The sequence below is a fragment of the Haloarcula ordinaria genome (genome assembly GCF_029338275.1).
Taxonomy (GTDB): domain Archaea; phylum Halobacteriota; class Halobacteria; order Halobacteriales; family Haloarculaceae; genus Haloarcula; species Haloarcula ordinaria.
In genome coordinates this window covers 2,204,011-2,228,553 of the sequence record NZ_CP119789.1, presented here as the reverse complement: position 1 = coordinate 2,228,553, position 24,543 = coordinate 2,204,011, and the positions used below count along the sequence as shown (strand labels likewise).

The 24,543-nt window shown below is 64.1% G+C and carries 23 protein-coding genes and 1 pseudogene; 13 read left to right on the top strand and 11 right to left on the bottom strand.

All coding sequences use genetic code 11. The features are described from left to right. Positions 1-30: 30 nt before the first annotated feature. Positions 31-198 (bottom strand): CPBP family glutamic-type intramembrane protease, encoded by a 168-nt coding sequence (locus P1L41_RS18640; protein WP_379788865.1) that lies wholly within the window; start codon positions 196-198, stop codon positions 31-33. A gap of 128 nt (positions 199-326) precedes the next feature. On the opposite strand from P1L41_RS18640, the gene P1L41_RS11770 reads away from it, so the two are divergent. The 3 genes and pseudogenes from P1L41_RS11770 to P1L41_RS18635 all read left to right on the top strand — a co-directional run bounded on the left by P1L41_RS11770 (position 327) and on the right by P1L41_RS18635 (position 3,480). Beyond that, positions 327-896: a halocyanin domain-containing protein gene (locus tag P1L41_RS11770; RefSeq protein ID WP_379788863.1), complete on the top strand. Its 570-nt coding sequence runs from the start codon at positions 327-329 to the stop codon at positions 894-896. Positions 897-1,062: 166 nt separating this feature from the next. Next, positions 1,063-2,442: pseudogene (locus P1L41_RS11765) on the top strand (APC family permease); the annotation flags it as partial. Positions 2,443-2,628: 186 nt separating this feature from the next. Then, entirely contained in the window at positions 2,629-3,480 is an 852-nt protein-coding gene (locus P1L41_RS18635; RefSeq protein WP_379789164.1) for a universal stress protein, read from the top strand. Between the two features lie 18 nt (positions 3,481-3,498). Here P1L41_RS18635 and psmB read toward each other — a convergent pair whose 3' ends face one another. Continuing rightward, positions 3,499-4,221, bottom strand: a complete 723-nt coding sequence (psmB, locus tag P1L41_RS11755; protein WP_276295921.1) for an archaeal proteasome endopeptidase complex subunit beta — start codon at positions 4,219-4,221, stop codon at positions 3,499-3,501. Between the two features lie 96 nt (positions 4,222-4,317). Continuing rightward, a complete protein-coding gene (locus P1L41_RS11750) occupies positions 4,318-4,488 on the bottom strand; it encodes a hypothetical protein (protein ID WP_276295920.1) in 171 nt (56 codons plus the stop codon). Positions 4,489-4,763: 275 nt separating this feature from the next. Here P1L41_RS11750 and P1L41_RS11745 point away from each other — a divergent pair, with 275 nt between their 5' ends. Together P1L41_RS11745 and P1L41_RS11740 are read left to right on the top strand one after the other, a co-directional pair. Next, positions 4,764-5,132, top strand: a complete 369-nt coding sequence (locus tag P1L41_RS11745; RefSeq protein WP_276295919.1) for a DUF555 domain-containing protein — start codon at positions 4,764-4,766, stop codon at positions 5,130-5,132. A gap of 78 nt (positions 5,133-5,210) precedes the next feature. Continuing rightward, positions 5,211-5,753, top strand: coding sequence for a CBS domain-containing protein (locus tag P1L41_RS11740; protein WP_276295918.1), 543 nt, complete (start codon positions 5,211-5,213; stop codon positions 5,751-5,753). A 15-nt stretch (positions 5,754-5,768) separates the two neighbouring features. On the opposite strand, the gene purM is transcribed toward P1L41_RS11740, so the two are convergent. Genes purM through P1L41_RS11725 form a run of 3 tightly spaced genes read right to left on the bottom strand, consistent with a single transcriptional unit; the run spans position 5,769 to position 8,986 of the window. After that, positions 5,769-6,782: a phosphoribosylformylglycinamidine cyclo-ligase gene (gene purM, locus P1L41_RS11735; RefSeq protein ID WP_276295917.1), complete on the bottom strand. Its 1,014-nt coding sequence runs from the start codon at positions 6,780-6,782 to the stop codon at positions 5,769-5,771. 42 nt (positions 6,783-6,824) lie between these two features. Then, a complete protein-coding gene (locus P1L41_RS11730; protein ID WP_276295916.1) occupies positions 6,825-7,457 on the bottom strand; it encodes a site-2 protease family protein in 633 nt (210 codons plus the stop codon). Further along, positions 7,454-8,986 (bottom strand): TraB/GumN family protein, encoded by a 1,533-nt coding sequence (locus P1L41_RS11725; protein WP_276295915.1) that lies wholly within the window; start codon positions 8,984-8,986, stop codon positions 7,454-7,456. The genes P1L41_RS11730 and P1L41_RS11725 overlap by 4 nt, the downstream gene beginning before the upstream one ends. Before the next feature lie 327 nt (positions 8,987-9,313). Between P1L41_RS11725 and P1L41_RS11720 the strand changes: the two genes are divergently transcribed. The 3 genes from P1L41_RS11720 to P1L41_RS11710 all read left to right on the top strand — a co-directional run bounded on the left by P1L41_RS11720 (position 9,314) and on the right by P1L41_RS11710 (position 10,398). Further along, positions 9,314-9,589: a PadR family transcriptional regulator gene (locus tag P1L41_RS11720; RefSeq protein ID WP_276295914.1), complete on the top strand. Its 276-nt coding sequence runs from the start codon at positions 9,314-9,316 to the stop codon at positions 9,587-9,589. A 119-nt stretch (positions 9,590-9,708) separates the two neighbouring features. After that, positions 9,709-10,164 carry a DUF7992 family protein gene (locus P1L41_RS11715; protein ID WP_276295913.1) on the top strand — a complete coding sequence of 152 codons (456 nt, stop codon included), beginning with the start codon at positions 9,709-9,711 and terminating at the stop codon, positions 10,162-10,164. A gap of 57 nt (positions 10,165-10,221) precedes the next feature. Beyond that, the gene (locus tag P1L41_RS11710) at positions 10,222-10,398 is read left to right on the top strand and encodes an HEWD family protein (RefSeq protein ID WP_276295912.1); all 177 of its coding nucleotides are present in this window, start codon (positions 10,222-10,224) and stop codon (positions 10,396-10,398) included. 161 nt (positions 10,399-10,559) lie between these two features. Here the strand turns inward: P1L41_RS11710 and P1L41_RS11705 are convergent, their stop codons facing one another. Next, positions 10,560-13,583, bottom strand: coding sequence for an oligosaccharyl transferase, archaeosortase A system-associated (locus P1L41_RS11705; RefSeq protein WP_276295911.1), 3,024 nt, complete (start codon positions 13,581-13,583; stop codon positions 10,560-10,562). 152 nt (positions 13,584-13,735) lie between these two features. Here P1L41_RS11705 and aglG point away from each other — a divergent pair, with 152 nt between their 5' ends. Both aglG and P1L41_RS11695 read left to right on the top strand, forming a co-directional pair. Beyond that, on the top strand, positions 13,736-14,671 hold the full coding sequence (gene aglG, locus P1L41_RS11700) for a glucosyl-dolichyl phosphate glucuronosyltransferase (protein WP_276295910.1): 936 nt from the start codon (positions 13,736-13,738) through the stop codon (positions 14,669-14,671). Positions 14,672-14,673: 2 nt separating this feature from the next. Then, a complete protein-coding gene (locus P1L41_RS11695; RefSeq protein ID WP_276295909.1) occupies positions 14,674-15,816 on the top strand; it encodes a glycosyltransferase family 4 protein in 1,143 nt (380 codons plus the stop codon). Here P1L41_RS11695 and P1L41_RS11690 read toward each other — a convergent pair whose 3' ends face one another. Genes P1L41_RS11690 through P1L41_RS11680 form a run of 3 tightly spaced genes read right to left on the bottom strand, consistent with a single transcriptional unit; the run spans position 15,817 to position 20,095 of the window. Further along, a complete protein-coding gene (locus P1L41_RS11690; RefSeq protein ID WP_276295908.1) occupies positions 15,817-17,163 on the bottom strand; it encodes a sulfatase family protein in 1,347 nt (448 codons plus the stop codon). A 56-nt stretch (positions 17,164-17,219) separates the two neighbouring features. Beyond that, complete coding sequence (locus P1L41_RS11685; RefSeq protein ID WP_276295907.1) at positions 17,220-18,659, bottom strand: lipopolysaccharide biosynthesis protein; 1,440 nt, start codon at positions 18,657-18,659, stop codon at positions 17,220-17,222. After that, positions 18,656-20,095, bottom strand: a complete 1,440-nt coding sequence (locus P1L41_RS11680; protein ID WP_276295906.1) for a sulfatase — start codon at positions 20,093-20,095, stop codon at positions 18,656-18,658. The genes P1L41_RS11685 and P1L41_RS11680 overlap by 4 nt, the downstream gene beginning before the upstream one ends. A 42-nt stretch (positions 20,096-20,137) precedes the next feature. Between P1L41_RS11680 and P1L41_RS11675 the strand changes: the two genes are divergently transcribed. Both P1L41_RS11675 and P1L41_RS11670 read left to right on the top strand, forming a co-directional pair. Beyond that, complete coding sequence (locus P1L41_RS11675; protein WP_276295905.1) at positions 20,138-21,115, top strand: alkaline phosphatase family protein; 978 nt, start codon at positions 20,138-20,140, stop codon at positions 21,113-21,115. Positions 21,116-21,118: 3 nt separating this feature from the next. Then, complete coding sequence (locus tag P1L41_RS11670; RefSeq protein ID WP_276295904.1) at positions 21,119-22,573, top strand: sulfatase; 1,455 nt, start codon at positions 21,119-21,121, stop codon at positions 22,571-22,573. Here P1L41_RS11670 and P1L41_RS11665 read toward each other — a convergent pair. After that, the gene (locus P1L41_RS11665; RefSeq protein WP_276295903.1) at positions 22,564-23,415 is read right to left on the bottom strand and encodes a TrmB family transcriptional regulator; all 852 of its coding nucleotides are present in this window, start codon (positions 23,413-23,415) and stop codon (positions 22,564-22,566) included. The genes P1L41_RS11670 and P1L41_RS11665 overlap by 10 nt on opposite strands. A gap of 126 nt (positions 23,416-23,541) precedes the next feature. On the opposite strand from P1L41_RS11665, the gene aglJ reads away from it, so the two are divergent. Further along, a complete protein-coding gene (gene aglJ / locus P1L41_RS11660; protein WP_276295902.1) occupies positions 23,542-24,543 on the top strand; it encodes an S-layer glycoprotein N-glycosyltransferase AglJ in 1,002 nt (333 codons plus the stop codon).

Sequence of the window (24,543 nt, the reverse complement as noted above, 5' to 3'; positions counted from 1 at the left end):
GAGTGCAGCACTGATTGCCAACACCAACTGTCAATCTCTACTGAGTGACACGCCGCACAAGCTTGCCAACAGCGCGAGCCCAATCCCAATCGAATTAAGGAGGCTGTGAATGATACTCACGATGAATAGACTTTCTGTCCGTTCGTAGATGGCACCGACAACGAATCCACCAGCTACGATACCCAATAGTGCACCCACAACAGAGACTGAGGTTCAAGGTGAGCACGAAGCGTTCTCGCGGAGCGATTCTGCCTGTGAACGCTCGACACCCGAACGTGTTCGGCGTAACTCCTGGGGAGTCGCCAGCGGTATGCCCTTGTGAAGGCATGTACGACAGCAACAGGAACGCGACCAGACGGCGTGTAGTCGCGGCGACCGTGACAACGCTGCTCGGGGCATCGCTCGCGGGCTGTTACGGCGGGAGTAGCTCCGGAGATGGCGGCTCATCGGGTGAAACTGAAAGCGGCAGTTCCTCCGACGGCTCGTCAAGCGAGAGCGGGAGTGACGACACCTCCGGCGAGTCGTCCGGCAGCTCGTCGGACGGCTCGAATCCCAGCTTCGGTGGCTGGTTCGAGGACGTCTCGAACTTCGACGGCGTGGTCGACGAAACCGGGTCGGGCGAGGTAACCGTGACGGTCGGTTCCTCGGCCAACGGCGGTAACTTCGGCTTCGGTCCTGCGGCCGTCCGCGTCGACACGGGAACCACCGTCGTCTGGGAGTGGAACGGCAAGGGCGGGTCGCACAACGTCGCTGCCGATGCTGGGGCGTTCGAGAGCGAGCTCGTCTCCGAAGACGGCCACACGTTCTCTCACACTTTCGAGGAGGCAGGGACAGTCAAATACGCTTGCACGCCGCACGAGACAGTCGGAATGAAGGGCGCCGTCGTCGTCGAGTAGTCGGGCGCGCTGGTATTCGACGATTGTCCACAGAAGACGAACAGGAGCCCGAAAATCACGGCTCCGCTGGTCCGGGCGGCACGTATGCTGAGAGGTCGCCGCAAGAGATACATAGATTGATATGCTAACCGAGAGTTCATTTTCTCCGGCCGTGTTGGGGTAGACCATGTCTGACGCCGTCGGCGGACCGGGGTCGCAGTCCGACTCACTGACCGAGGAGCTGAACCCCGAGATCGGCCTGATCGGGTCGCTGGCCATCGGGGTCGGGACGATGATCGCCGCCGGTATCTTCGTCCTGTCCGGCCTCGCGGTCACGAACGTCGGTGCCGTCGCTATCGGCTCGTTCCTCCTCGCGGCAGTCATCGCGGGGTTCACCGCCGCCGCCTACGCCGAGTTCTCCTCTATCCACCAGGAGAGCGGCGGCGGCTACATGTTCGTCGCCAACACCTTCGACAGCGACGTGACCTACATCATGGGCTGGACGATGATTTTGGGCTATCCCGCCAGCGCGGCGTTCTAACTCGCGAGTTTCTCGGAGTGGTTCTACCGGTTCATCTTCCCGGTCCTGAACGTCCCCGACGCACTCCCGTTCTGGATACCCGGTATCGGGATTCTGGTCCTCCTGGTCCTCATCAACCTCAAGGGGACCGAGGAGTCCAACCAGTTCCAAATTATCGTGACCCTCCTCAAAGTCGTCCTGCTCGTCTTCTTCCTCTGGGGCGGCCTCCAGACGTTCGACTCGGCGGTCGTCGTCCAGTCGGTCGCCGAGAACATCGACAAGGTGGCCCAGATCGGCCTCACGAGCGCGCTCGTCTTCATCACCTTCTTCGGGTTCTCCGCCATCACGACCAACGCCGAGGAGATAAAGGACCCCGGTCGCACCATCCCGCGCGCCATCTACCTGAGCATGGGTATCGTGACGGTCATCTACGCACTGGTGGTGCTCGTCATCGTCCTGGCGGTCAACAATCTCGAGTTCCTCACCTTCCTGGCCCAGAACGTCGAACTGGGCGGCCTGGACGCGACGGAGTTCGTCGCGGAGAACGGCGAGGTGTCGATGGGCTACGCCGCCCAGTACTTCCTCGGGCCGGTCGGGTTCAATGTCATCATCGTCGGCGCGCTGTTCTCCATGCTCTCCGCGGCGAACGCGACCATCATGGCCGGGTCGCGGGTCAAACTCTCGATGGCGCGCCGGAACCACCTGCCGAAGGGGTTCGAGGACATCCATCCGGACTTCAACACGCCGTACAAGGCGGTGTTGCTGACAGGGTGCCTCATCTTCGTCTACATATTCGTCTTCGCAGTCATCTTCGGCGAGTCGGCTGGGACGGAACCACTCTTCGGCTTCCACCTGGGTATCGAGGGACTGGCCCAGTTCGCGAACTTCCTGCTTTTGAGCGGGCTGAGCCTGGTCAACGTCGCGCTCATCCAGTCCCGGCGGAAGTTCCCCGACATCGAGCGCGGGTTCAAGGTCCCCCTAGTGCCCATCGTCCCGGCGCTCGCTATCGTCGCGAACGTCGGTCTCCTGCTGAACGTCGGGCTCGTCGCGCTCCTCATCGGGCTGTTCGTCGAAGCCATCGGCGTGGCCGTCTGGTTCGCTTGGAAGGGGCGCAAGCCGCCGGTCGAACGACTCGAGAAGGAGACGCCGACCGCAATCGCCGAATACGCGGGACCCAGCGACGGGTATCAGATAGTCGTCCCCATCGCGAACCCGCGCAACGCCACCCAGTTGATGCGCACCGCGATGCGCATCGCGGAGGACAAGGACGGCGAGATTCTGGTGATGAGCGTCGTCACCGTCCCCGAGCAGACGCCGCTCTCTCGCGGCCGCGAGCAGACCGACGAGAAACGGGAGATACTGGACCGCGCGATGAGTCTCGCCGAGGATGCAGACGTCCCGGTCAGTGGGACCATCCGTATCAGTCACCACGCGGCCAGCGCCATCCTCAACACCATCACCCAGTACGACAGTGACGCCGTCATCGTCGGGTGGAAGGGGCGGCGGACCCAGCGGCGCGACGCCGTCCTCGGGTCGAACGTCGACCGTATCGTCAAGGAGGCCGACTGCGACGTCTACGTCGAGAAGTTCGGCCTGGAGATGGACGGACGCGTCGACTCGATTCTCCTCCCCACGGCGGGCGGACCACACGCGGCGCTGGCCGTCGAGACTGCGGCTGCTATCGCCCGCTCGACCCGCGCGACGCTCTACCCCGTCTACGTCCTCGGAACCACCCCGACGCGAGAGGAACGTGAGCAAGGCGAGTCGTTGCTCGCGACGGTCAGTGAGACGGTCGACGACGTCCCCATCGAGACGCGCCTGCTCGAGAACGACGACGTGGTCGAGGCGCTGGTCGACGAGAGCGCGAACCACGACCTCACTATCATCGGCGCGACCCGCGAGGGCGTGTTCCAGAAGTTCCTCTTCGGGACGATTCCGGAGACTGTCGCGGAGCGTGCGGCCACCTCGGTCATCATGACGAAGGCGTCCCTGGAGCTGGGGACGAAACTCCAGGAGTCGGCGAAGAAGCTCGGCGAGCGCGTGACCGGACGGGCGAACCCGCTCGAAGAAGACGAGCTGAAATAGTGGGCCGACGGAACGCGGTTACAGGAGTTCGTCGAAGTCGTAGCCCTGGATGTCGACGCCCTCGGCCGTGACGTCGGCCAGGTAGATGCCGTTCCCGGACCCCGTGTCTCGCTCCGCCGCGGCCTTGATGGACGCTGCGGCCACCTCACGGGCCTCCTCGTTGCTCATGTCGTCCTCGTAGCGGTCTTCGAGGGTCCCGTACGCGACCGTGAGCCCGGAGCCGGTGACCGTGTAGTCGTCTTTCATCACGCCGCCGGCGGGGTCGATTGAGTAGACGTGGTGGCCGTCTTCGTCGACGCCGCCGAGAATCGGGTTAATAGCGAAGAAGGGACCGCCGCGGGCGAAGTTACCGGCCAGCGTCGAGAGCCCTTTCATCGTGATGTCCTCGCCCCGGCGGGCCTCGTAGAGGTTGACCTCGGCCCGGAGCGTGCGGATGAACGACTGGGCGCCCCCGACGCTACCGACGAGGGTGAGCGCCCCGGTCGGGTGGATCTGTTCGACCTTCTGGACGTTCTTGTTGGAGACGAAGCGGCCACCGAGCGAGGCGCGCATGTCCGTCGCGATGACGACACCCTCGGCGGTCGTGATACCGATAGTCGTCGTCCCCGTCTTGTTGACCTTCTCCGCGTCCTGTGCGGACTGCTCGGGGAGCGAGCCGACCTCCGGTGAGTACGGGTCGCTCTGGAACTCGTCCGCGCTCGGCGGTCGGGAGAAATCGGAGCCGGGAATACTGTCTCGCATTACCGACCGGTACCAGTCCAGCGGTGATAAAACCTCTTTTTGTGGTGAGCCTGACCGCCTCCAGCCGGCACTCTCACCGAGCAGGGAGCCCTGCCCTCACGCGCTCGCCTGTTCGTAGGCGTCGTTGAGCCGCGTCACGAGCCGTTCGACGGGGAGCCTGATGCCGAGTCGCTGGGTCACGACCGCGACCGGGAACAGCACGATTCCCAGCACCAGACTGAGTTGATACAGTGCGAGCAGCGTCGTCTTGTACAGTTGGGATTCCATCGTCCCTCGCTCGTGGAGAGGAAAACGGTAGTATAAAACGTTTGCTACCGAAATTCTTGCATGTTTTAACGTTCGTGTAGAATAGCAACGCCGCAGTCTTGCGGTTAAACTCTACTTGCAGATAGTCCAACTGACCGAGCAGTCCGAGCGGTTGCGGGCGTAACTGGGGTGTGAGGGAGAGCCGGGATTCTGATAAGTTATGACAATAGTAGCGGTGACGTGCGCACCACGAGCGAATCAAAACTAACGAATAGTCGGGCCACATTGGACGGGGTATGAACTATCTCGTAGCGATGGAAGCCGCCTGGTTGGTCCGTGACGTTGAAGACATCGACGACGCCATCGGGGTCGCCGTGAGCGAGGCCGGCAAGCGCCTCAACGAAGCCGAGATGGACTACGTCGAAGTCGAGGTCGGCGCGACGGGATGTCCCGCCTGTGGCGAACCGTTCGACTCGGCGTTCATCGCCGCGGACACGGCGCTCGTCGGGCTCGTCCTCGAGATGGACGTGTTCAACGCGGAGTCCACCGAACACGCACAGCGCATCGCGAAGAGCGAGATCGGCGGCGCGCTGCGGGACGTCCCGCTGAAGGTCATCGAAGTCTTCGAGACCGAAGCGGACGACGAGGCCGAAGCAGAGGCCTGACCCGCGGTCCCTCGGTGTTCCTGAACCGACTTACCGCATAGCCGATGGCTTTTTGTATAACCTCTGGTAATACGGCCTATGGAACTGCCGACGCCCGAGGACCTTCGGGAGCGACGGAACGAGCTCGGACTGACCCAGAGTGAACTGGCCGAACAGGCCGACGTCTCCCAACCGCTCATCGCGCGCATCGAGGGCGGAGACGTCGACCCCCGGCTCTCGACGCTCCGTCGCATCGTCAACGCGCTCGAGGAGGCAGAGGGCGGCATCGTCAGAGCGGCCGACCTGATGAACTCCCCGGTGGTCTCGGTCGCACCGGACGACTCCGTCCACGAGACGAAGGCCCTGATGGACGAGAAGGGGTACTCCCAGGTGCCGGTCATCCGTGATGGGTCGCCCCAGGGGCTCATCGGGAACTCGGACATCCGCCAGCGCTCCGAAGAGAACGTCGGTGACCTGCCCGTCGCCGAAGTGATGCACGAATCTATCGCGACGGTCGAACCCGACGCGACCATCGACGAGGTCGACGCCTACCTCAACCACAACGCGGCCGTGATGGTCGTCGAGGACGGCCGGACAGTCGGTGTCATCACCGAGGCCGACATCGCACGGACGGTCAGCTGAGGACGTCGAGCGCCCTCAGTCGCGAAGTTCCAGCCCGCGAATCGACACCGTCTCGTCGCCGTCGGCGACGGAGCCGACGATTCGTGCGTCCTGCGACGCTTCGACGACCGCTTCTGCGTCTTCCTCGGGGAGCGCAGCGACGAATCCGGTCCCCATGTTGAACGTCCGGTGCATCTCCTCGTCGCTCACGTCGCCCTCGTCCTGGACGAACTCGTAGACCGGCTGCGCCTCGAACGGGGCGTCGATGTCGTAGTGGAACGCCCCCATCCGCGTGAGGTTCGTCCAGCCGCCGCCCGTCACGTGGGCCGCGGCGTGCGTTTCGTGGTCCCGGAGGACCGGCAGCACGTCGCTGTAGATTCGTGTCGGCGTCAGGAGCTCCTCGCCGATGGAGACGTCGTAGTTCGGCGGGAACGGGTCACTGTACTCGTGGTTCCGTGTCACCGCCTCGCGAGCGAGCGTCAGCCCGTTCGAGTGGATGCCTGACGAGGGCCATCCGACGATAGCGTCGCCCGCCACTGCTTCGCCCGGGAAGACGCTGTCTTTCGGCGCCAGACCCGCACAGGTGCCGGCGATGTCCAGTCCCTTGATGACGTCGGGCATCACGGCCGTCTCGCCGCCGACGAGCGCGACGCCCGCCCGCTTTGCGCCCTCGCGGAGGCCCGCACCGATTTCCTCGCTCGTCTCTTCGTCCGGAGCCTCGACCGCCAGGTAGTCGACGAACGCGACCGGTTCGACCCCCGTCGCGACGAGGTCGTTTGCGTTCATCGCCATGCAGTCGATGCCGATGGTGGAGTAGTCATCCATGGCCTCGGCGACGAGCAGTTTCGTCCCGACGCCGTCCGTCGCGAGCGCGAGGTACTGGTCGCCGATGTCGACGAGGCCAGCGTAGTCGCCCTCGAACTCGCCCGCGGCGCCGATGAGCGCCTTCGTCGCCGCCTCGCTGGCGTCGATGTCGACGCCCGTCTCGGCGTAGGTGAGTCCCTCCTGCTCCGACTCCTCCGCTGGCTCGTCCTCGCGCTCGTCGGTCATACCCGAGTGGGGACGTGGCGCGGGCAAAAACGCATCGTTCCGTCAGAGGACGAACAGCGCACCGAGGCCGAGGAGAATCGAGGGGACGGCAACCACGAGGAAAACGAGCGTGCTCCACTCGCGGACCTTCCGCCCGTCGAGTGGGCCGAACGGAATCATGTTGAAGCCCGCCAACAGGAGGTTGATCTGGACGCCCATCCGTGCCACTTCCCAGAGGAACCCGCGGATGCCGCTGAGCAGGGCGAATACGAACGGGACGAGAAACACCACTGCGAGAGCGAGGTTCGTCACCGGGCCCGCGAGTGCGATGAGGCCGCCCTCGCGTTCCGTGATGCGCCCGCGGTGGACGACGGCCCCCGGCGCGGCGAAGAGGAAGCCGGCCAGACCGCCGATGATGGCGAACCCGAGCATCCGGTAGTCGGCTTTGAACGCCGCCAACTGGCCGAACCGGACCGCGACAACCTTGTGGGCAAGTTCGTGGAGCAAGAATCCCACGCCGACCGTCAGCAGACTCACGGCCAGCACCGAGACGACGCCACCGACGGTCAGGCCGGCGATGTCGCCTAAGAGCGCCATGCGGATGTCGCGTTCGAGGAACAGCGTGAACGCGACGCCCAGCGCGAGCCACGCGACGAACAGGTCCTTGACCTCCGCGTCGCTGAAGGTGATGTTCACACGACCAGCCCCCAGATGAGGTCGGCGCTGTTCTGGGCGCCCTCGATCATCTTCGAGACGACCCAGCCGACGTCGCGGTCCTGTGAGGCGAGATACGGCAGCGCCACGACGGGGAAGAGGAAACTGGCGATCATGCTCCCGATGTTGGTCATCGCGACGATGAGGATGAGCCTGAACAGCGGGACGGCCCGCATCCGCTGTACGAGGTCCAGAATCGGGGACTCCTCGTCGGCCAGAATCTCGTTGAGCTTCCCGATGTCGCCGACGTTGACCGAGAGGTAGCGCAGTTCGACGTAGCCCGCGAACCAGCCCGGTGCGAGCAGCGGGTTGACGCTCGTCATCCAGGCGACGCCGCCACCGACCAGCGAGCTGCTCCAGTGGGCCCCGGCCAGACGCGCCAGCCCCGCGGCGACGATGCCGTTGATGAGGAACCAGGCAGCGAACACCTGGAGCAGGAACGTGTTCCGGACGCCGGCCATCGCGAGCAGGACGAAGAAGGCGACGAACGCCACCGTGATGCCCCATCCCACGATTTTGTAGATGGAGAACCGACTGCCGGTCTCCTTACCGACCAGCGACTCCATCGGTGGGAGGCTTTGTGGGTCCTCGAGGTACCGCTCGATACCTTCCCGGTGGCCCGCCCCGACGACGGCGACCACGTCGTAGCCCGCCTCGCGGAGGCCGACCAGTCGGTGGGCGATGAACGCGTCGCGCTCGTCGATGAGCGCCTCGGCGCCGCCCGGCGAGAACCGGCGGAACTCCTCCATCATCGCCGTGACGACGTCGGTCTCGGTCAACTGTTCGAGGTCGAACTCGTCGATATCGTCACCACCGCGCTGTCGGGACAGCAGTGCTGCGATGGTCACGCCGAGAACGACGGTGACGACGACGCCGACGAGCACCGAATCGAGGATTCCAACGAGAGACCCACCCAGGCTACCGGCGAGCGCACCGGTGACCGCCGACGGGACGATGAATGGACCGCCGAGCGCCGACGCGACGACGACAGCGGAGATACCTACCACCGCGCCGACACTCAGACCGACGGTGAGCGGGGGACCGAGTTCCGCGAGCAGGCTCCCGACGAGCGTTATCTTCTCCCGAACGGTCAGCCGGGCCCAGAACCGCTGGACCGTCGTCTGGATGTCACGGTCGACGAGGGCGACGCCGATTCCCAGCCGCTCTGCGGTGTCGATCGCGGCCTGCATGTCGGCGCCGGGTTCGATGTCGAACTGCTCGCCCAGACGGGTCTGGATGTACGAGAGCATCCAGTACGCCAGAAACTGAAAGACCGTGTTCCCCCTGAGCAGGTCGCTCGCGTCGAGGTCTTCGGGCGTCTCGCCCTGCATCTGTCGGTACCGGCCCTCGTCGAGTTCGACGGCGACGATGTCCGGCCGTGAGGACTCGAGTGCCTCCTCTACCGCTTCGACGCTGTGTTCCGAGACGTGGGCGGTTCCGACGACCTGGACGGACCCTCGCCCCGACGGTTCCGGGAGGTCGCCCGCCGCCGACTCCGCGTGTTCGGTCATCATCCGCGTTACACAGTCACCTCCTTTACCGTTGTCGGGTACGGTCGACACAATCCTGCCGCCAGAACCGAATCGCACTCACAACTTCCACTGGCAGCTACTCCCGGAAAATGAGAGTCCCAAACGAGCTCACCGCCAGCGACACCGGCGATAGTGGTTGTGGAACAGGAGGTGTGCGAATCAACGGTGAACATCGGGGAGTACGGTCAGATTACTGGCACAGAGAACTGTCGTTACTGGCCGCTACGAACTTACTTCTGGGTTACCTGCTCACTCGCTGATTAACAAGAGTGATATATGTTGGATACGGTGGACTATCTATAGGTTATGCACGACTTGACTGGTTTCCAACGGGACTTGTTGTACGTCATCGCGGGACTGGACGAACCCCACGGTCTGGCAATCAAAGAGGAACTCGAACAGTACTACGAGGGTGGCGTCAACCACGGCCGTCTCTACCCGAACCTCGATACACTGGTCGAGAAAGGGCTCGTCGAGAAGGGACAGCTGGACAGACGGACGAACTTCTACACACTGACCCAGCGTGGGGTCCGCGAGCTCGACGCCCGGCAGGACTGGGAAGCGCAGTACGTCTCGGCGTAAGCGGTCGTCGAGCCACGCGCAACGCGGGCGGTCCTTCTCACACCCCCGGTTTTCCTCACGCGTTCCGCTCGCTTCGCCAGACTGCCCGACTTTATGCCGGTCACTTTCCTAATGCCGCTATGGGACTCGACGTAGCGACGCCCGACGTACCGGAGCTCGAGACCGGAAAGTCGGCCGACGAGTACGAGGACGCGGACGTTCAGGGCGACGAGTACAGACGAGCGGAGTTGCAAGTAGCGCTCGAAGACGGCGCGTGGGCCGACGCGTTCGAGGAATGGACGGCCCAGACGGGCCTCGAAGAGCGAGCGTGGGATATCGTCACGGACCTCGGCCTGGTCCGGGAGTTCGACTTCTTCTGGGACTCCTTCGCCGGCCGCGTCGGTTACCACGCACCCGGCTTGCCCGAGGACTGGCGAGAGCGGAACATCCACCCGGCGATTCAGTCCTGGGAGACCGTCTCGGGAATCAACGCCGGTCTGACCGAATTCGGCCAGGTGGTCTGTGACGTGCTGGCCGACGACTACATCGACTGGGAGGCCGAGGAAGTCGACGCCGACGACCTCCCGGACTTCTGAGCCGGGCCACCGGAATCGACCGGCACGCTGATAGGGGCTCACGTACTTCGACCGGATATGGCAGAAATCGTACCCCCGCGAGAGCGCGTCTGTGAACGGTGTGGGCGGCATGACGTGTGGGACGAGGGCAAGAGCAGCTGGATTATCGCCAGCGCGGAGGGCGAGAAGGAGTTCGGCAGTCCCTACTGTCTCCACGAGTGGGACATCAGCGGTACCTACAATCCGCTCGCGTGAGTACTCGGGAGAATCGGTGCGCTCACGGTACTCAGACCACCTCATCTTCTCTGTTACCTGTTCCACCCTGCTAGAGAGTTCGACCCCGAGCGACCGGGGCTACCCGAGACGACGAACAAGAAGACGTCAACATCCAGAACTAGCAGAACCCTCGACGTCGTTCAGGGTGTGACCGCGACGGACTCGCTCGCGACCGGCGAGAGTGACCCGGACGTGTTCGTCGAGGAGTCGGTTCCGCTGGTCTCGTTCGTCGTGGTCCCGTCACCGTCTCCAGCCGTGGCGTCGTCGGTCGATCCGTTCTCGCTCTCCGCGGTGTCGTTCGTTTGAATCTCGAAGGCCGGTTCCAGCGTGACAGTGGCCGCCGACTCGTTCTCGCCGATGACCTGTCCCTCGGTGACGTTGGTCGTCGCCGCGAACGGTAGGAGCGTGCCCGCCTGCTCGCCGGTCGCAGTCAACTGATAGCTCGTCTCCGCGCGGACGCTGACGTTCGTGTAGCCCGCGTCGGTGCCCCACTCGTCGTACCCGGTCGTCGAGTACGGGACGGTCATCTCGAAGTCCCCACTGGCGTCGGTCTGGGTCTGCTGGCGGTAGACGAACGTCTCGTTGGTCTGCTCGTTGCGCATCCGGACGGCCGCAGTGACATTCGAGTTGGCTGGGCCGGTTCCTTCAATCGTCGCACCCGGGACGCGCTCGAACGTCTTGGTCCACGCCGGGTTGTTGACGTGCATCTGAGTAGCGTACGCATTCACCAGACACCGAAACACCTGATTTGTCACAGCTCGGGGATTATACCCACACGACTCCTTATCGGTGTCTGACAAGACACCCACTGCTTCTTGATACATCGCTACGTTGTGACTGAAGGATTCGTAGGCGCTCATCTCGCTGGAGCCAACGTATCGATAGTGCTCCATCGCCGGGACCCGATCGCTCGGGTTCGACCCGAAGCCGCCCACCTGTGCTGTGCCGTCATCACGGACATAGGAACGGGCCGCAGACATGTTCGGGAACTGTTTGAGTGTCTGGCCATCGGACGGAGTAACGCGCCCTTCGCCAGGCTCGCGTTCCCAGTCGAAAACTATTGGCTGTGCTTCGATAGCGCTGCCGTGGAACTCGTAGAGTCGTACGACAGTCGTGTCGTAGTACGCCTGTGTGCGGTAGTAGAAGAACTGGTTGGTCGATTCGCCGTTTCGCTGGACCCGAACTGGGCGGTAGTAATCCGACGAAGTTGTGTTGTACTGGTCTTCGAACCGTGGCGGCGCGAAGAACTTCCCTTGACTACCTCCGTAGACTTGCGTCATCTTCCAGTCGACGGCGACGTACCGGGTGTGCGCGTCGTCCTCGTCGGCACTGTCGAGCACCGAATTCGCTTTCACCTCGGTCGGCGCTAACAGGAAGTTCGCCGCGAGGTCGGAGCCCTGCTGGAACGGGTTCGCGTTCGGTATCCGTTCGGCCTGTGTCGTGATCCAGTGCCCGTAGTCCCACCAGGAGATGACGCCGTACTCGCCCTCACTGTAGTCGAAGTCGTCCCGAATCTGGTAGGTTCCGTAGTACTCGAGCGACTGGTTTCCGCCGGTGCCGTATGCACCTTCCTCTGGGGTGTTCCCCTGCATCCAATCGAGGTTCTCGTCCCAGCCCTGAACCGCCTGGCCGGGGTCAGCGGATTGGCCCAACTGCAGCGCCGTCGGTGCGACGAACAGCAGCGGCCCGACGACGACGAACACGACTGTAATGACAGCCAGCACCTGGTACGTGTCGACGCCATCGTCCGGCGAGAGGTCAATCCAGTCTACGGCCTTTCCGACGACGAGACCCGTGAGCGTCGCGATGGGGAAGACGACGTAGATGCCGAATCGTATCTGCGTGAGCGTCGCCGCGAAGATGAACGCCGTCCAGACGACCACGAAGAACTCCTCAGCCGACTGGCGCCGATCGAACAGCTGCTGGTAGATAATGTACAGCGCACCGATGATAGCGAGCAGGAGCGCCAGGCCGTACTCGTTGTACAGTCTGGAGGGGTTCCCGAGCGGGTTGGCTTCAGCGACCGACGTCTGCGTCGCGGATGGACTCGCCGTGAACCCGATGACCCGGAGTATCTGATTGACGAAGTAGCTGAAGACGTCCGGAAGGATAATCGCCATGAGTACCGCCCCAACGGCGATGATGCCGAAGACCGTCACCGGATACAGGTTCCGGTCGAGTGATTCGGCCTCGATGTACCTGGCGAGCCACGCCATGAACGCGCAGCCGAACGCGATGGTGAAGGCGAGGAATGGCTGGAGGATAGAGTGGTCCGTCGCCGTGAGTGCGAACGTCTGGAGCGACCCAAGCGCGAGGACGCCGACGGTGCCCATCATCACTACGCCGGCGATGGCCGTGTGGTCCGGACTCTGACCGTGCCAGAACTCGAAGACGAGTCGGAGGAGGAAGAAGGCGCCGAGGATACCGATGAGGAGGACGCCGGGCGGCCAGGTCCACAGGTACAGCGAGACGCCGAAGCCGGCCAGGATGGACCAGCCCACCGTGTCTCGAAGCGCGTCGACGTCGCGTTCGAGGAACTGCTCGTATATCGGCCGGTCGCGTTCGGCCACGCTCAGTGCGACCATCACGCCGAGGACCGCAGTCACCTGGAGGAGGCCCTCGGCGACCTGGTGGTCGTAGACGCCGACGAGACTCCGCTGCATGAAGGTCCCCGCAGAGAGTGCGAGGACGATGACGGCGGTGAGGCCGCCGAGGCGACCACCCAGTCGCTTGCCGACGTAGTATGTCGGGATGGCTGCGAGCGCGCCCATCACCGCGGGGGCGAACAGCGCCGTCATCGCGACAGTGTTCTCGGTCGGCGAGCCAAGGCCGAGAACCAGCGCTACTGTCCCGACGACCTGGTCCATCAGTGTCCCGAACTGGCCCGAACGTGTCCCGATGGGGAACCGGGTCCAGGGGTCGAAGGGCATCGTCGCCGGCCAGTTTCTGACGACGTACATCGTCGAGCGGAAGTGGTAGTACGGGTCGTTCCCGCTGAAGAACACTTCGCCGTCGACGACGAAACTGCGCCAGTTCTGTACGCGGTTCCAGAGCATGAACCCGATCAAGACCACCAGTATCGGGACGTGGTACCACCGCTCGGCCCAGTCCAGGGCAGCGTCGAGTTCCGGGTTGTCGTCAAAATAGCCCGACGATTGACTCATTGGACGGAGAAACTGGCAAGGCGCGCATAAGCCTTTTGACCTCTGGTCGGATGGACCGGATTTGCAGTACCTTCGCGTTGACGACACTCGGATAGATAGCCCTTACATGACGGATAGAAACGACTAACAGCACCCGTGGTCCATGCCCAGACATGCGAGTCTCGGTCGTCCTCTGTACGCATACCTTGGACCGCTACGACGACTGTCGTGCGGCGGCCGAGAGCGTTCTGGACCAGACGTACGACGACGTCGAACTGATACTCGTCTCGGACGGGGACGAAGCCGTCTACGAACGATACGAGACGGACTTCGGCGACCGGGAGAACGTCCTGACCCACTGCAACGACGAGAACATCGGGTTGCTCGAGAGCCGGAACAACGGTGCGAGCGTCGCGACCGGCGACGTCGTCGCGTTCATCGACGACGACGCCATCACCGACGAACAGTGGGTGACAGAACTCGTCCGCGCGTACGACCGCGATGACACCGTCGCCGTCGGTGGGCGCATGACCCCGGCATGGGTCGCCGGCAAGCCGTCTTTCCTCCCCGAGGAGTTCTACTGGCTCGTCGGCGTCACCCATCGCGGGTTCGGCCCGGACGGGAACCCCGAGGAACCGGGCGAAGTCCGCAACACCTTCGGCTCGAACATCTCCTTCGACCGCGAGGTGTTCCTCGACCTGGGCGGGTTCGACGACGACATCGGCGGTCGCAAAGGCGAGAAGAACCTCCAGGGCGGCGAGACCGAACTCTGTGCGAGGCTTCGCAGCGAGTACGACGCGGGCGTCTACTACACGCCGGACGCGCTGGTCGCACACAAGATATTCGACTACCGGACCGACCCGGGATGGCTCGTCGACCGCGCGTTCTGGCAGGGGTACTCGAAACGCGGGATGGAGGTGTTCGTCCCCGAGTCGACCGGCGAGGAGTCTGCCTTTCTCGGCGACCTGCTGTTCTCCTTTGTCCCGGACCGTCTCGGCGGTCTCGTGCGCTCGCCGTCCGTCGCGGCGCTGCTCCAGCTCGTCTTCCTGTTCGTACTGACTGGTGCCGTCGGCGTCGGCTACCTCTACGGGATGTACGTCTGGGGATGACGATGACTGGACCTGCCCTCCCCGATGTCTGTGTCGTCACACATCCGCTCGCGCCCGCGGGCGAGAACGCGACCCGCAGTCTCCTCGACATCCTTTCAGCGATCACCGCTGTCTCGCTCGTAACGGCCGACCTCCCTGCGGACTCCGAGATTCGCGAGCGACACGAACTGATAGAACTGACCCAGAAGGGGGCCGGTGAATCCGTTGTGGTCGCCGCCGTCAGGTTCCTGCTGAACCAGCTCCGGATGTGTCGCGTCATCGCCGAACGCGACGAGGAGGTCGTGTTGTTCTACGGCGCGACGTCGTACGTCCTCCCGATACTCGCCGCTCGCTTGCTTGGCAAGACCGTGCTGGTCGAACCGCGCGGGGACGTCCCCTTGACACTCCAGCTCAACTGGGAACAGCGGCTGCCGATTCCCGTCGCACGAGGCCTCGCGGGACTGGTCCGCGCTCTCGAGCGGGTCGGATTCGCGGCAGCGGATGGCGTCGTGACCTACACACCAGCGATGGCCCGACAGCTCGACCTGCAGCCCGAAGCCCCCGACGTCTATCCGCAGGGCGCACGGTACGTCCGGACCGACGAGTTCGATGTACACACGCCCTACGACGAACGCGGGCGAGTCGTTGGCTTTCTCGGGCGACTCGACGAGGAGAAGGGGATTCGGGAGCTGGCAGAGGTGGCCCGTACCCTCCCGGACGATGTGACGTTCCGGTTCATCGGCGATGGCGACCTTCGCGGTTGGCTCGAATCAGAACTCGCCGCCGAAATCGAATCGGGCACGGTCGAGATGGCGGGATGGGTCCACCACGACGAGGTGCCAGCGGAGTTGAACCGATTGGCGCTCCTCGTGTTACCGTCACAACCGACGGAGGGCCTCCCGACGACGATTCTGGAAGCACTGGCCTGCGGGACCCCGGTCTACGCGTCGCCAGTCTCTGGCGTCCCGGACGTGGTTCGCGACGAGGAGACCGGGTTCCTCATCGATCGCCGTGATCCGGCGGCGCTGCGAGTCGGCATCGAAGGGATACTTGCTCGGGACGACCTGTCGGAACTGAGTGCGAACGGGCGTGAACTGATAGAAACGGAGTACAGTTTCGAGGCGGCCTGCGACCGGTACCGCGAGATTCTCGCCGCAGTCTCCTGACTACTCCTTGTACCCGAGACGGCGGAGGCGTTCTTTGACGTCTTCGCTCATGTCCGGCCGTTCGACGTCCTCGGACGTCGTCGATTCGACGAGCTGTCGGTGGACGTCGAGTCGTTTCCTGAGCTGTCGTTCAACGTCCGGATGGTCGCCGAGTACGTTCTCGTGTTCGCCTGGGTCGTCGGAGAGGTGATACAGCGCGTCTGGTTCGTTCTCGTGGACGACGAGGTTCCACGCGGGGTCCCTGACGCGGATGTGTTCGCCGTCCTCGTCGCGATAGCCGCCGATGACGTCCGTGCGTTCCCACTCGCCGTCGAATACCAGGTCCCGGAGGCTGTACCCGAACCAGTTGTCCGGTATCTCCAGGCCCACACTATCGACGAGCGTCGACGGCAGGTCGGTCAGGCCGACGAGGTCGTCGTACTCACCATCGTCGTCCCATCCACTGACGAACAGCGGGACGTGATTTTTGACCTCCAAGAGGCGAGCCCCGCCGAAGTATCCGTGTTCGAGGAAGTGGTCGCCGTGGTCGGCAGTCAGCGCGAGCAGGTAGTCATCGCCCCACTCGTCTTCGACGACATCGAGTAATCGACCGATTTCGGCGTCGTTGAACTTAATCTCGGCGTCGTAGAGGTCGATGAACGTCTGGTACTCCTCGTCGGTTACGCCGTCGGGGTTCTCGATGAACTTCCGACGGAGCTGGATGGACTCGTCGTGGGACACCTGTTCGTCGAGGAACTCCCGCTGGTACTCTTCGGGTGGCAGGAACGGGTGGTGGACGTCCATGTAGTGGACCCAGGCGAACGTCGGGTCCTCAGCGGTATCCCTGACGAACTCGATGGCCCGGTCGGTCATCTCGTCTGCAGGCACGTGGTACGACCCGACGTTCATGCCCTGTGAAGATTCGAGGAAATCGTAGCCCTTCTTCAGCACGTCGAGGACGACCCCGTCCAGGTTGGTCTTGGCCCACTTCCGGAACTTCGACGTCGCCGACTCGTCGGGGGCCGAGTCGAAGAACTCGTCCCAACCCCTGTCGTAGCCGAACTGGCCGGATACGTAGAGATTCGAATGGAAGCCGCCGGTCCGGTAGCCGGCGTCGTGGAACACCTCGGAGAGAAGCGTCTGCTCGGCTGAGATCTGTTCGTGGCCGCCGTACATCATCGGCGTCACACCCGTCAGAATCCCCGGGAACGAGAACCGCGTCCCCCCCACGTGCGAATGAGCGTTCGTGAATCGACTGCCGCGCTCGGCGTGTTCGTCGATGGTCGGCGTCACGTCCCGCTCGTACCCGTGGTAGCCCACGTGGTCGGCTCTCAGCGAGTCGATAGTGACGAGGAGGACCTTATCCATACGATGACTGTCCAGTACTGGCGTAATTAAGGATTCCCATCGCAATCAGGGGTCGCTCAGGCGGCCCTGGGAACCAGCGAGAACGCCTTGGAGCGAATCCGGGGGGCAATCCCCAGTAACACCGCGAAATACACGACGCCTCCGAACCCGGCGAGCAAGACGGTCCCCACGCGACCACTCGGTGCGAATCCGACAACGGGGAACACTGCACCAGCCATCACGAGCGCTGCGACGACCTGGCGGGAGAGCTCGCCGAACGGGATGCTGACACCACCGAGAATGGACTCGAGGACCCAGTACCCGGCGACGGCACGGAGCAGCGAGGACGACGCCGTCGCGAACGCAGCCCCGAACCAGCCGATCTGCCAGACGAGCACGACGTTCAGCACCATGTTGACCACGATGAAGAGGCCATTGACCCGGAAGGCCGCGTCCGGTCGGTCGATGCCGTTGAGGACGTTCGTGAACTGTGAGGCGAAGACGTCGGCCAGGTACGCCAGGATGAGGACGAGCAGTATCTGGGTCCCCTGTCCGAACTCGGGGCGATAGAACCGAAGGACGCGTTCGCCGAGGACGACCGTCCCGAACAGGCCGGGGATGACGAAGATGGCGCTGAACGCCAGTGCCTCGTCGAGGTAGTGCCGGATGCGGTCGAATCCACTGTCCGTACTGAGCTCGCTGACCTCGGGGAAGAGCGTCTGGCTGATAGACCCGCTGGCGATGGCAAGCATCGACGCGATACCCCACGCAGCCTCGTAGATGCCGATGAGTGACGCGCTGACGAAAAACGAGAGGACGATCGTATCGAGCCATCCGAACACTCTGCCCCGTAGCGCGCCCGCCCACGCGTAGCGCGCATAATCTACCAGGCTCTTCACCTGGGCGACAGACGGGGCCGAGGGCCGGTACTTACTGAAGAGGAACCCGCCCACTGCAATCAGTGCGAGCGAACTGGCGTGCCCGAACGAGATGCCGGCGACGCCGAGTCCCAGAAGGAGTGCCCCGACTTGGAACGCGGTCCGTCCGATGCGCTCGCCGGCTTTCAGCCAGCCGGTCGCCGCGACGCGCTTCTGTCCCTGAAGGACCGCCATTGCGGTCTGATAGCCGATTGCAGCGACTAGTAGGGCGGCGATCTCGACGTCGTACTCGATGAGGACGATCATCAGCTCCCGGTTCCGGGACACGATTCCGCCGAGTAGTTCTCCGGCTGCGAGGACCAGGGCGACGAGGCCGGCGGCCAGCGCGAGATTCAACACGAGGCCGCCGCCGAAGAACGCCGCGGGCGACTCCTGCTCGCTCATTCGCTTCTTGATCGCCATCGCCACCGCGTTGGCCGGGATAACGAGCCAGAAGAAGCCCAGCGAGACCACGACCGAGTACCGTCCGAGCCCTTCAGCACCGAGAACGAACGCGATGAGCCACGTCGCGACGAACCCCGACAGCGTGACGACGACTTGCGAGACGAAGTGGGAGGCGGCGGTCTTTCCGAGTCTCATTCCATGTAGCCGAGGTCACGGAGCTGACGCGTCACCGCGTCCGAGAATTCGCCTTCCTGTGCGGCACCGACCGGCTGTCCGTGGCGGTCCATCCAGTCGTCGAGTGTCTCGTCGAGCGCGGTTCGTTGCTGCGGATACTCGGACGAGACGTCGGCATCTTCGTCGGGGAGTGCGAACAGCTCTTCTTTCTCGGAACTGCGCTGGTACTTGAACTCGGGCGTCCGGAGCGCGGTCAGCGTCTCCGTGTGGAATCGCGAGGTATCGAACGACGGGTTGTGCGCGAGCAGTTCCTCGAAGCTCGTGGGACCACGCTGCGAGACAGCGAATTCACGGGTCTGCTCACGGAGGTCGAAACCGATAGTATCGCCGGGGTCCCCGCCTGCGACGTTCAGTAGCGTCCGGAACACGTCGAGGTGTTGAATGGTATCGTCACCATCGACGGCCAGGTCGTCGTCGAGACCGTGGATTACCATCGGGACCCGCGTGACGGCGTCGTGGAGCACGTAACTGTGCGAGAGGAGCCCGTATTCACCGAACAGCTCCCCGTGGTCGGCAGTGACCACCACGATGGTGTCTCGGCCACGCATCGACTGAACGTGGTCGAACAATCTGCCGACCATCTCGTCGGTGTAGGCGACCTCTGCGTCGTACATCGCTTCGAGCGCGGCCCACTCGTCGTCGCTCAACTGACAGCCGTTCGCGACGATGTCTTCCAGGTTGTAGTGGACGTCCAGGGCGAACTCGGCGGCCTCCGTCCCCGACATCGAGAGGCCTTCGGAGAATGTGTCGAGGTACTTGCGGGGTGGATAGTACGGACGGTGCGGTTCGTTGTAGTGCAGGTAGAAGAAGAACGGGTCCTCGTCGCGCCGGAAGTCCGCCAGCCACTCCTTGGCCACTTCGTTCATCAGATAGGCCGACGAGTGTTTGGCCGTATCCGTAGACAACCCCGCAGAGTGTGACCGGAGGTTCAGCGCGTACGACAAGAGGGGTCTGAGACCGGCCTCGTGGAGCGTCGATGAGGAGAGCCACTGGAACCGGTCGAACCCTCTATCGAGGCCCGTCGCCGAACTGAGATACGAGTTCCGGGAGAGACAGGCCGTCGCGTAGCCTGCATCGGAGAACCGCTCAGGCATCGTGGTGATAGAGTCAGGGAGCTGGTTGCCGTCGACGCCGACGGTGTTGCGCGATGGTGGGTATCCGCTCATCATCGCGCCCGTCGACGGCAGCGTCGAGAGACTATGTGCGATGCAGTTCCGGAACGCGTGGCCGCCCTGGCCGATGCGTTCGAGTTCCGGCGTCGTCTCCCGGTGGTAGCCGTCGAGGGTGGTGTGATCCGCCCTGACGCTGTCCAGCGTGATCCAGACGATGTTGGGGCGCTCCATCGCTGCGTGAGTGGTCCGTTTCCGGGGCAGTAGTTTCTGTGTTCCGGTTGCCATCCGAAAGAGATTAGCGGCCGCCGGGGGTTCTCTGACACAACGATGGTCCTCGTCGTGCTCGGAATCGACGCCCTCGACCCGGAACTCGTCGACGCGCAGCGACACCCGAACCTCGTGCTGGACGCCCACGAGTCGATAGCGACGATAGACAGCGTCGAGGGCGAACCGAGCACACACGAACTCTGGCCGACGATTATCACGGGCTTGGAGCCCAGGGAACACGGACTGACCCTGGACGACGACGGCGTCGCCTGGGAGAACCCGCTGTTGAACGTCGGGAGTCGCCTCGCTGACTACGTGTTGCCCGACGCAGTCCAGACACGTATCGGCGCCTGGCTTCTGACGAATACGCGCGCCGATGCGTTCAGAACGCCCGCGGCCTACTACGCCGAGCGTGGCATCGAGACCGTCTTCGACACGGCCGACGGGACCGCAATCGGCATTCCGAACTACGTCGTCGACCCCGACGAGACCGACCGCGAGAACCAGCTGCGACAGAACATGGGTGACCTGTTCAAGCGGGACCCGGATGCAGTCGGCGGTCACCGGTCAGCGGACCCCGTGGCGTTCTACGAACAGTGCCTGGAGATGGTGATGATCCGCATCGCACGAGCCCGGCGGGCGCTCCGCGGCGGCGCGTCTGAACTGGTCTTCGCGTACACGAGCGGCCTGGACCTCGTCGGCCACGTCGCCTACCAGACACCTGGATTACAGCAGGAGGCGTACGACGAACTCGACGACTTCGTCGGGGAGGTCCGGGCGGACCTGGGCGAGACCGACGAACTGCTCCTCGTCAGCGACCACGGCTTGCAAGACGGCGTTCACACGCACGAGGCGATGGTCGCCAGCACCGAACCGAGCATCGTCGACCGCATCGCGAGCGTCCTCGACGTGAAAGCCGCCATCGAGGTGGAACTCGACAGAGTGGACCACCGCCCGACAGAGCGAACCGTCGAGACGGCGGGACCGGGCGACGCCGAAGCGGTCAGAGAGCAGCTCGAAGATCTGGGGTACATGTGACCGATGTCCGGTGAGCCAAACGTCCTGCTGGTCGTGCTGGACAGCGCCCGAGCGAAGAACTGTAGCCTGTACGGCCACGCCAACGAGACGACCCCGTTTCTGGAGTCGTTCGCGGCAGCTGAGGCGACCGTCTACGAACAGGCTCGTGCGCCTGGAGCCCGCAGCGTCACGAGTCACGCGAGCCTCTTCTCGGGCCTCCACGTCGAGGAACACGGCGTCGTGTCCGCGGGCCACAGACTGGACCCGTCCGTCTCCGTCTTCTCGTCGCTCCGCGAGGCCGGCTACGACACCGGCGTCTTCACCGAGAACGACTGGCTGACGGCGGTGGACGTGGGCCTGAAAGACGGGTTCGACACGATAGTCGGCGCCCGAAACGTCCCGTTCCCGGAGGGAATGAACCCCCACGAGTTCGTCTCCAACGAGGGGCAGGGGCAGTACAGCGCGTTCGTGAGGGCGGCGCTCGGAAGCGACGAGCCGTTCAAGTCGCTCGCCAACGGGGTGGCGACGAAGGTACAGTCGGATTACAAGCGATTCCTCCCTGACAGCGTCCGGTCTTCGACGCCGGCCGACGTCTACGTCGATGCGTTCCTCGACTGGAGCGAACGACGCGACGGGCCGTGGGCCGCCTGTGTCAACCTGATGGACGCACATATCCCCTACGAACCCACGAGCGAGTTCGACGAGTGGGGTGGAGCCAGAGCCCGACGCCTCCAGTCGTCGTTCGAGGACCAGAAGTGGTCGTTCAACGCTGGAGACCGCCCGTGGTGGCAGAAGCGAGCCGTCGAATCGCTCTACGACGGCGCGATACGACAGCTCGACGCCGAACTGGAGCGACTCGTGGGAGCGCTTCGAGAACGAGGTGAACTGGACGACACCCTGCTCGTAATCACGAGCGACCACGGAGAGGGGTTCGGCGAACCGAGTCGACTCCGACCGGGCGTCCGTGTCGCCGAGCACGGGGTCGCGATTCACGAAGTCCTGTTCCACGTGCCGCTAATCGTGCGACAACCCGGCCAGACGGACCCACGGCGCTTCGAGGACCCGGTATCGCTGACCGCCTTCCCAGACGTCGTCGGGGGGACTCGGGACGGCGATGCCGAACCTGGCGCGTTCGTGTCGGACGAGCCAGTCATCACGACGGCCGTCGGCCTCGACGAACCGTTACAGGAGCGAGCCGGCAAGTACGTCGACGACCTCTCACCCTGGATGGGGACGTCACGGGCAGTGTACGAACGCGAGGGTGACGTCGTCCACAAGTATTGCTCGAAGGGGGAGAGGGCCGCAACAATCCACGTCCGGGACGCACAGACGGGATACAAAGTATCGTCGGACGGCCTGGAGCGCGTCGAATCGGCGTTCGCCGGTATCGAACAACTCGACGTTCGCGAAGACGGGGAGGATTTCGACGAGCTGGACAGCGCGACGTACGACCGATTGGAAGACCTGGGTTACGTGTAGACGTCCCCCGACGCCTGACTCTCGTACTCCCAGACCAGGTCGAAGTACCGCTGCATCCCGGCGACGAACGACCCGTTGTCGGTCAACGCGGCCTGTCGCATGTGGTTCGGGACGTCCGGTTCCTCGACTAGCAGGATGGCTTCGCCGCCGTCGTAGTCCATGCTCGGGTCGACGACGGTGCCGCGCCAGGGGAGCTTCTGGTCGCTGAACCGGAACTCGACGGCAGTGAACTCACGCCGGAGTCGCTCGACGACGTCGGCCTGCACGGCGGCCTTCTCGGGGGGCAGTCGGTCGGGATGGAGGAACAGCACCGCGACGTCGGCGCCGGCGGCCAGCGCATCTTCGAGTGCTCCGGCGACGCTATCGAGGTAGGCAAAGCTGTTCGTGATGATTCGGAGCGTCTCCCCCGCGTCGCGGTAGAGCCGCCTCGTCTCGCGCTCGCTCGGTCCGCCGACGTCGACGACGTGGAACAGTTCGGCGGTCGGTGAGATGTCCTCGTTCGCCCGCTCGTAACGGGGCCGGTACTCGGAGAGGAACGCCTCCCGGTTGGCGTCGATTTCCTGGGTGAACCCCTCGAAGGACTGCCGACGGTTCTCGACCGCGCGGTCGAGGATATCTTCGGGCGCCTTCGGCTGGTACTCCTTGGGACGGCCGGGGACGACCTTGACGAACCCGCGGTCGGCCAGCGCGTCGAGGACGCCGTAGATTCGGGCCTTGGGGATGCCGGTGGCCGACGCCAGGTTCGGCGCCGTGGTCCGGCCGAGCGAGAGCAGTTCCTCTAACGCCGTCGTCTCGTACTCGGTCAGCCCGAGGAGGTCGAACACGTCCGACGGGTCGGCCATACCAGACCGTCCAAGGCCACGGTAGTAAAAGGCGCGAATCGGGGGCCACTGCCGCTTTCCCGACAGGGACGCGGCCATGGGTACTACCCGTGATTTATTTCAGTGCGCGTATCGGATGGTCGGACAATGGCCGACCGTGACGACGTCTGCGTGCTCCTGCCGACATACAACGAGGCAGAGACTATCGAATCCGTCGTCACGGGCTTCCGCGAAGCCGGGTTCGAGACCGTCCTCGTCGTGGACGGCGGGTCCGCCGACGACACGCGTGAGATAGCCGAACGCGCCGGCGCTCGCGTCGTCCAGCAGTCCGGGACCGGCAAGGGACAGGCGATACGCGAGGCGGTCCGGCGGTGGGTCGACCAACCCTACGTCCTGATGGCAGACGGCGACGAGACCTACCGGAGCGAGGAGGCAGACCGGATGCTCGACCCGCTCCTGTACGGCGACGCCGAGCACGTCATCGGCGACCGCTTTGCCAACATGTTGCCCGGAGCGATGACGCGGCTCAACATGGTCGGCAACCGCTTCATCAACCGGGCGTTCGCCGTCATCCACGGCCGTGACCTCGGGGACATCCTCTCGGGGTACCGCGCGTTCACGACAGACTCCTTCGAACGGATGTCGCTGACCGCGGACGGCTTCGGTATCGAGACGGAGATGGCCGTCGAGTGTGTCAAGCACAACATCCGGACCGACGTCGTGCCGATCACCTACGAGCCGCGGCCCGACGAGTCCGACACGAACCTCCACCCGCTCCGCGACGGTGCGACCATCATCCTGACGCTCTATCAGATGGCCAAGACGAACAACCCGCTGTTCTACTTCGGGAGCGTCGGCCTGGGCTCTATCGGCATGGGCGCTGTGCTGGCGGCGTACGTCGCCTACGACTGGGTTGTCAACAGCATCTCCCACGAGGTCATCGCGATGGTTGGCGGGGTCGCCATCCTCCTCGGCCTCCAGTTGCTGATGTTCGGCGTTCTCTCGGATATGATCGTCGCGGTCAATCGCGAGCAGACGCGTCAACTCGAGGACATCGCTCGCAAACTGACCGACGACGACCGGTCGGACCGACGGTCGAGAGCGACCGAGACAGAGGCGACGGTCACGTCCGGCGAGTCCGAAGACTGA

Coding starts and splice junctions, on each gene's coding strand:
- P1L41_RS11770 (WP_379788863.1), top strand. CDS start 327: ATGTACGACAGCAACAGGAACGCGACCAGACGGCGTGTAGTCGCGGCG.
- P1L41_RS18635 (WP_379789164.1), top strand. CDS start 2,629: ATGCGCACCGCGATGCGCATCGCGGAGGACAAGGACGGCGAGATTCTG.
- psmB (WP_276295921.1), bottom strand. CDS start 4,221: ATGCGAGACAGTATTCCCGGCTCCGATTTCTCCCGACCGCCGAGCGCG.
- P1L41_RS11750 (WP_276295920.1), bottom strand. CDS start 4,488: ATGGAATCCCAACTGTACAAGACGACGCTGCTCGCACTGTATCAACTC.
- P1L41_RS11745 (WP_276295919.1), top strand. CDS start 4,764: ATGAACTATCTCGTAGCGATGGAAGCCGCCTGGTTGGTCCGTGACGTT.
- P1L41_RS11740 (WP_276295918.1), top strand. CDS start 5,211: ATGGAACTGCCGACGCCCGAGGACCTTCGGGAGCGACGGAACGAGCTC.
- purM (WP_276295917.1), bottom strand. CDS start 6,782: ATGACCGACGAGCGCGAGGACGAGCCAGCGGAGGAGTCGGAGCAGGAG.
- P1L41_RS11725 (WP_276295915.1), bottom strand. CDS start 8,986: ATGACCGAACACGCGGAGTCGGCGGCGGGCGACCTCCCGGAACCGTCG.
- P1L41_RS11720 (WP_276295914.1), top strand. CDS start 9,314: ATGCACGACTTGACTGGTTTCCAACGGGACTTGTTGTACGTCATCGCG.
- P1L41_RS11715 (WP_276295913.1), top strand. CDS start 9,709: ATGGGACTCGACGTAGCGACGCCCGACGTACCGGAGCTCGAGACCGGA.
- P1L41_RS11710 (WP_276295912.1), top strand. CDS start 10,222: ATGGCAGAAATCGTACCCCCGCGAGAGCGCGTCTGTGAACGGTGTGGG.
- P1L41_RS11705 (WP_276295911.1), bottom strand. CDS start 13,583: ATGAGTCAATCGTCGGGCTATTTTGACGACAACCCGGAACTCGACGCT.
- aglG (WP_276295910.1), top strand. CDS start 13,736: ATGCGAGTCTCGGTCGTCCTCTGTACGCATACCTTGGACCGCTACGAC.
- P1L41_RS11695 (WP_276295909.1), top strand. CDS start 14,674: ATGACTGGACCTGCCCTCCCCGATGTCTGTGTCGTCACACATCCGCTC.
- P1L41_RS11690 (WP_276295908.1), bottom strand. CDS start 17,163: ATGGATAAGGTCCTCCTCGTCACTATCGACTCGCTGAGAGCCGACCAC.
- P1L41_RS11685 (WP_276295907.1), bottom strand. CDS start 18,659: ATGAGACTCGGAAAGACCGCCGCCTCCCACTTCGTCTCGCAAGTCGTC.
- P1L41_RS11680 (WP_276295906.1), bottom strand. CDS start 20,095: ATGGCAACCGGAACACAGAAACTACTGCCCCGGAAACGGACCACTCAC.
- P1L41_RS11675 (WP_276295905.1), top strand. CDS start 20,138: ATGGTCCTCGTCGTGCTCGGAATCGACGCCCTCGACCCGGAACTCGTC.
- P1L41_RS11670 (WP_276295904.1), top strand. CDS start 21,119: ATGTCCGGTGAGCCAAACGTCCTGCTGGTCGTGCTGGACAGCGCCCGA.
- P1L41_RS11665 (WP_276295903.1), bottom strand. CDS start 23,415: ATGGCCGACCCGTCGGACGTGTTCGACCTCCTCGGGCTGACCGAGTAC.
- aglJ (WP_276295902.1), top strand. CDS start 23,542: ATGGCCGACCGTGACGACGTCTGCGTGCTCCTGCCGACATACAACGAG.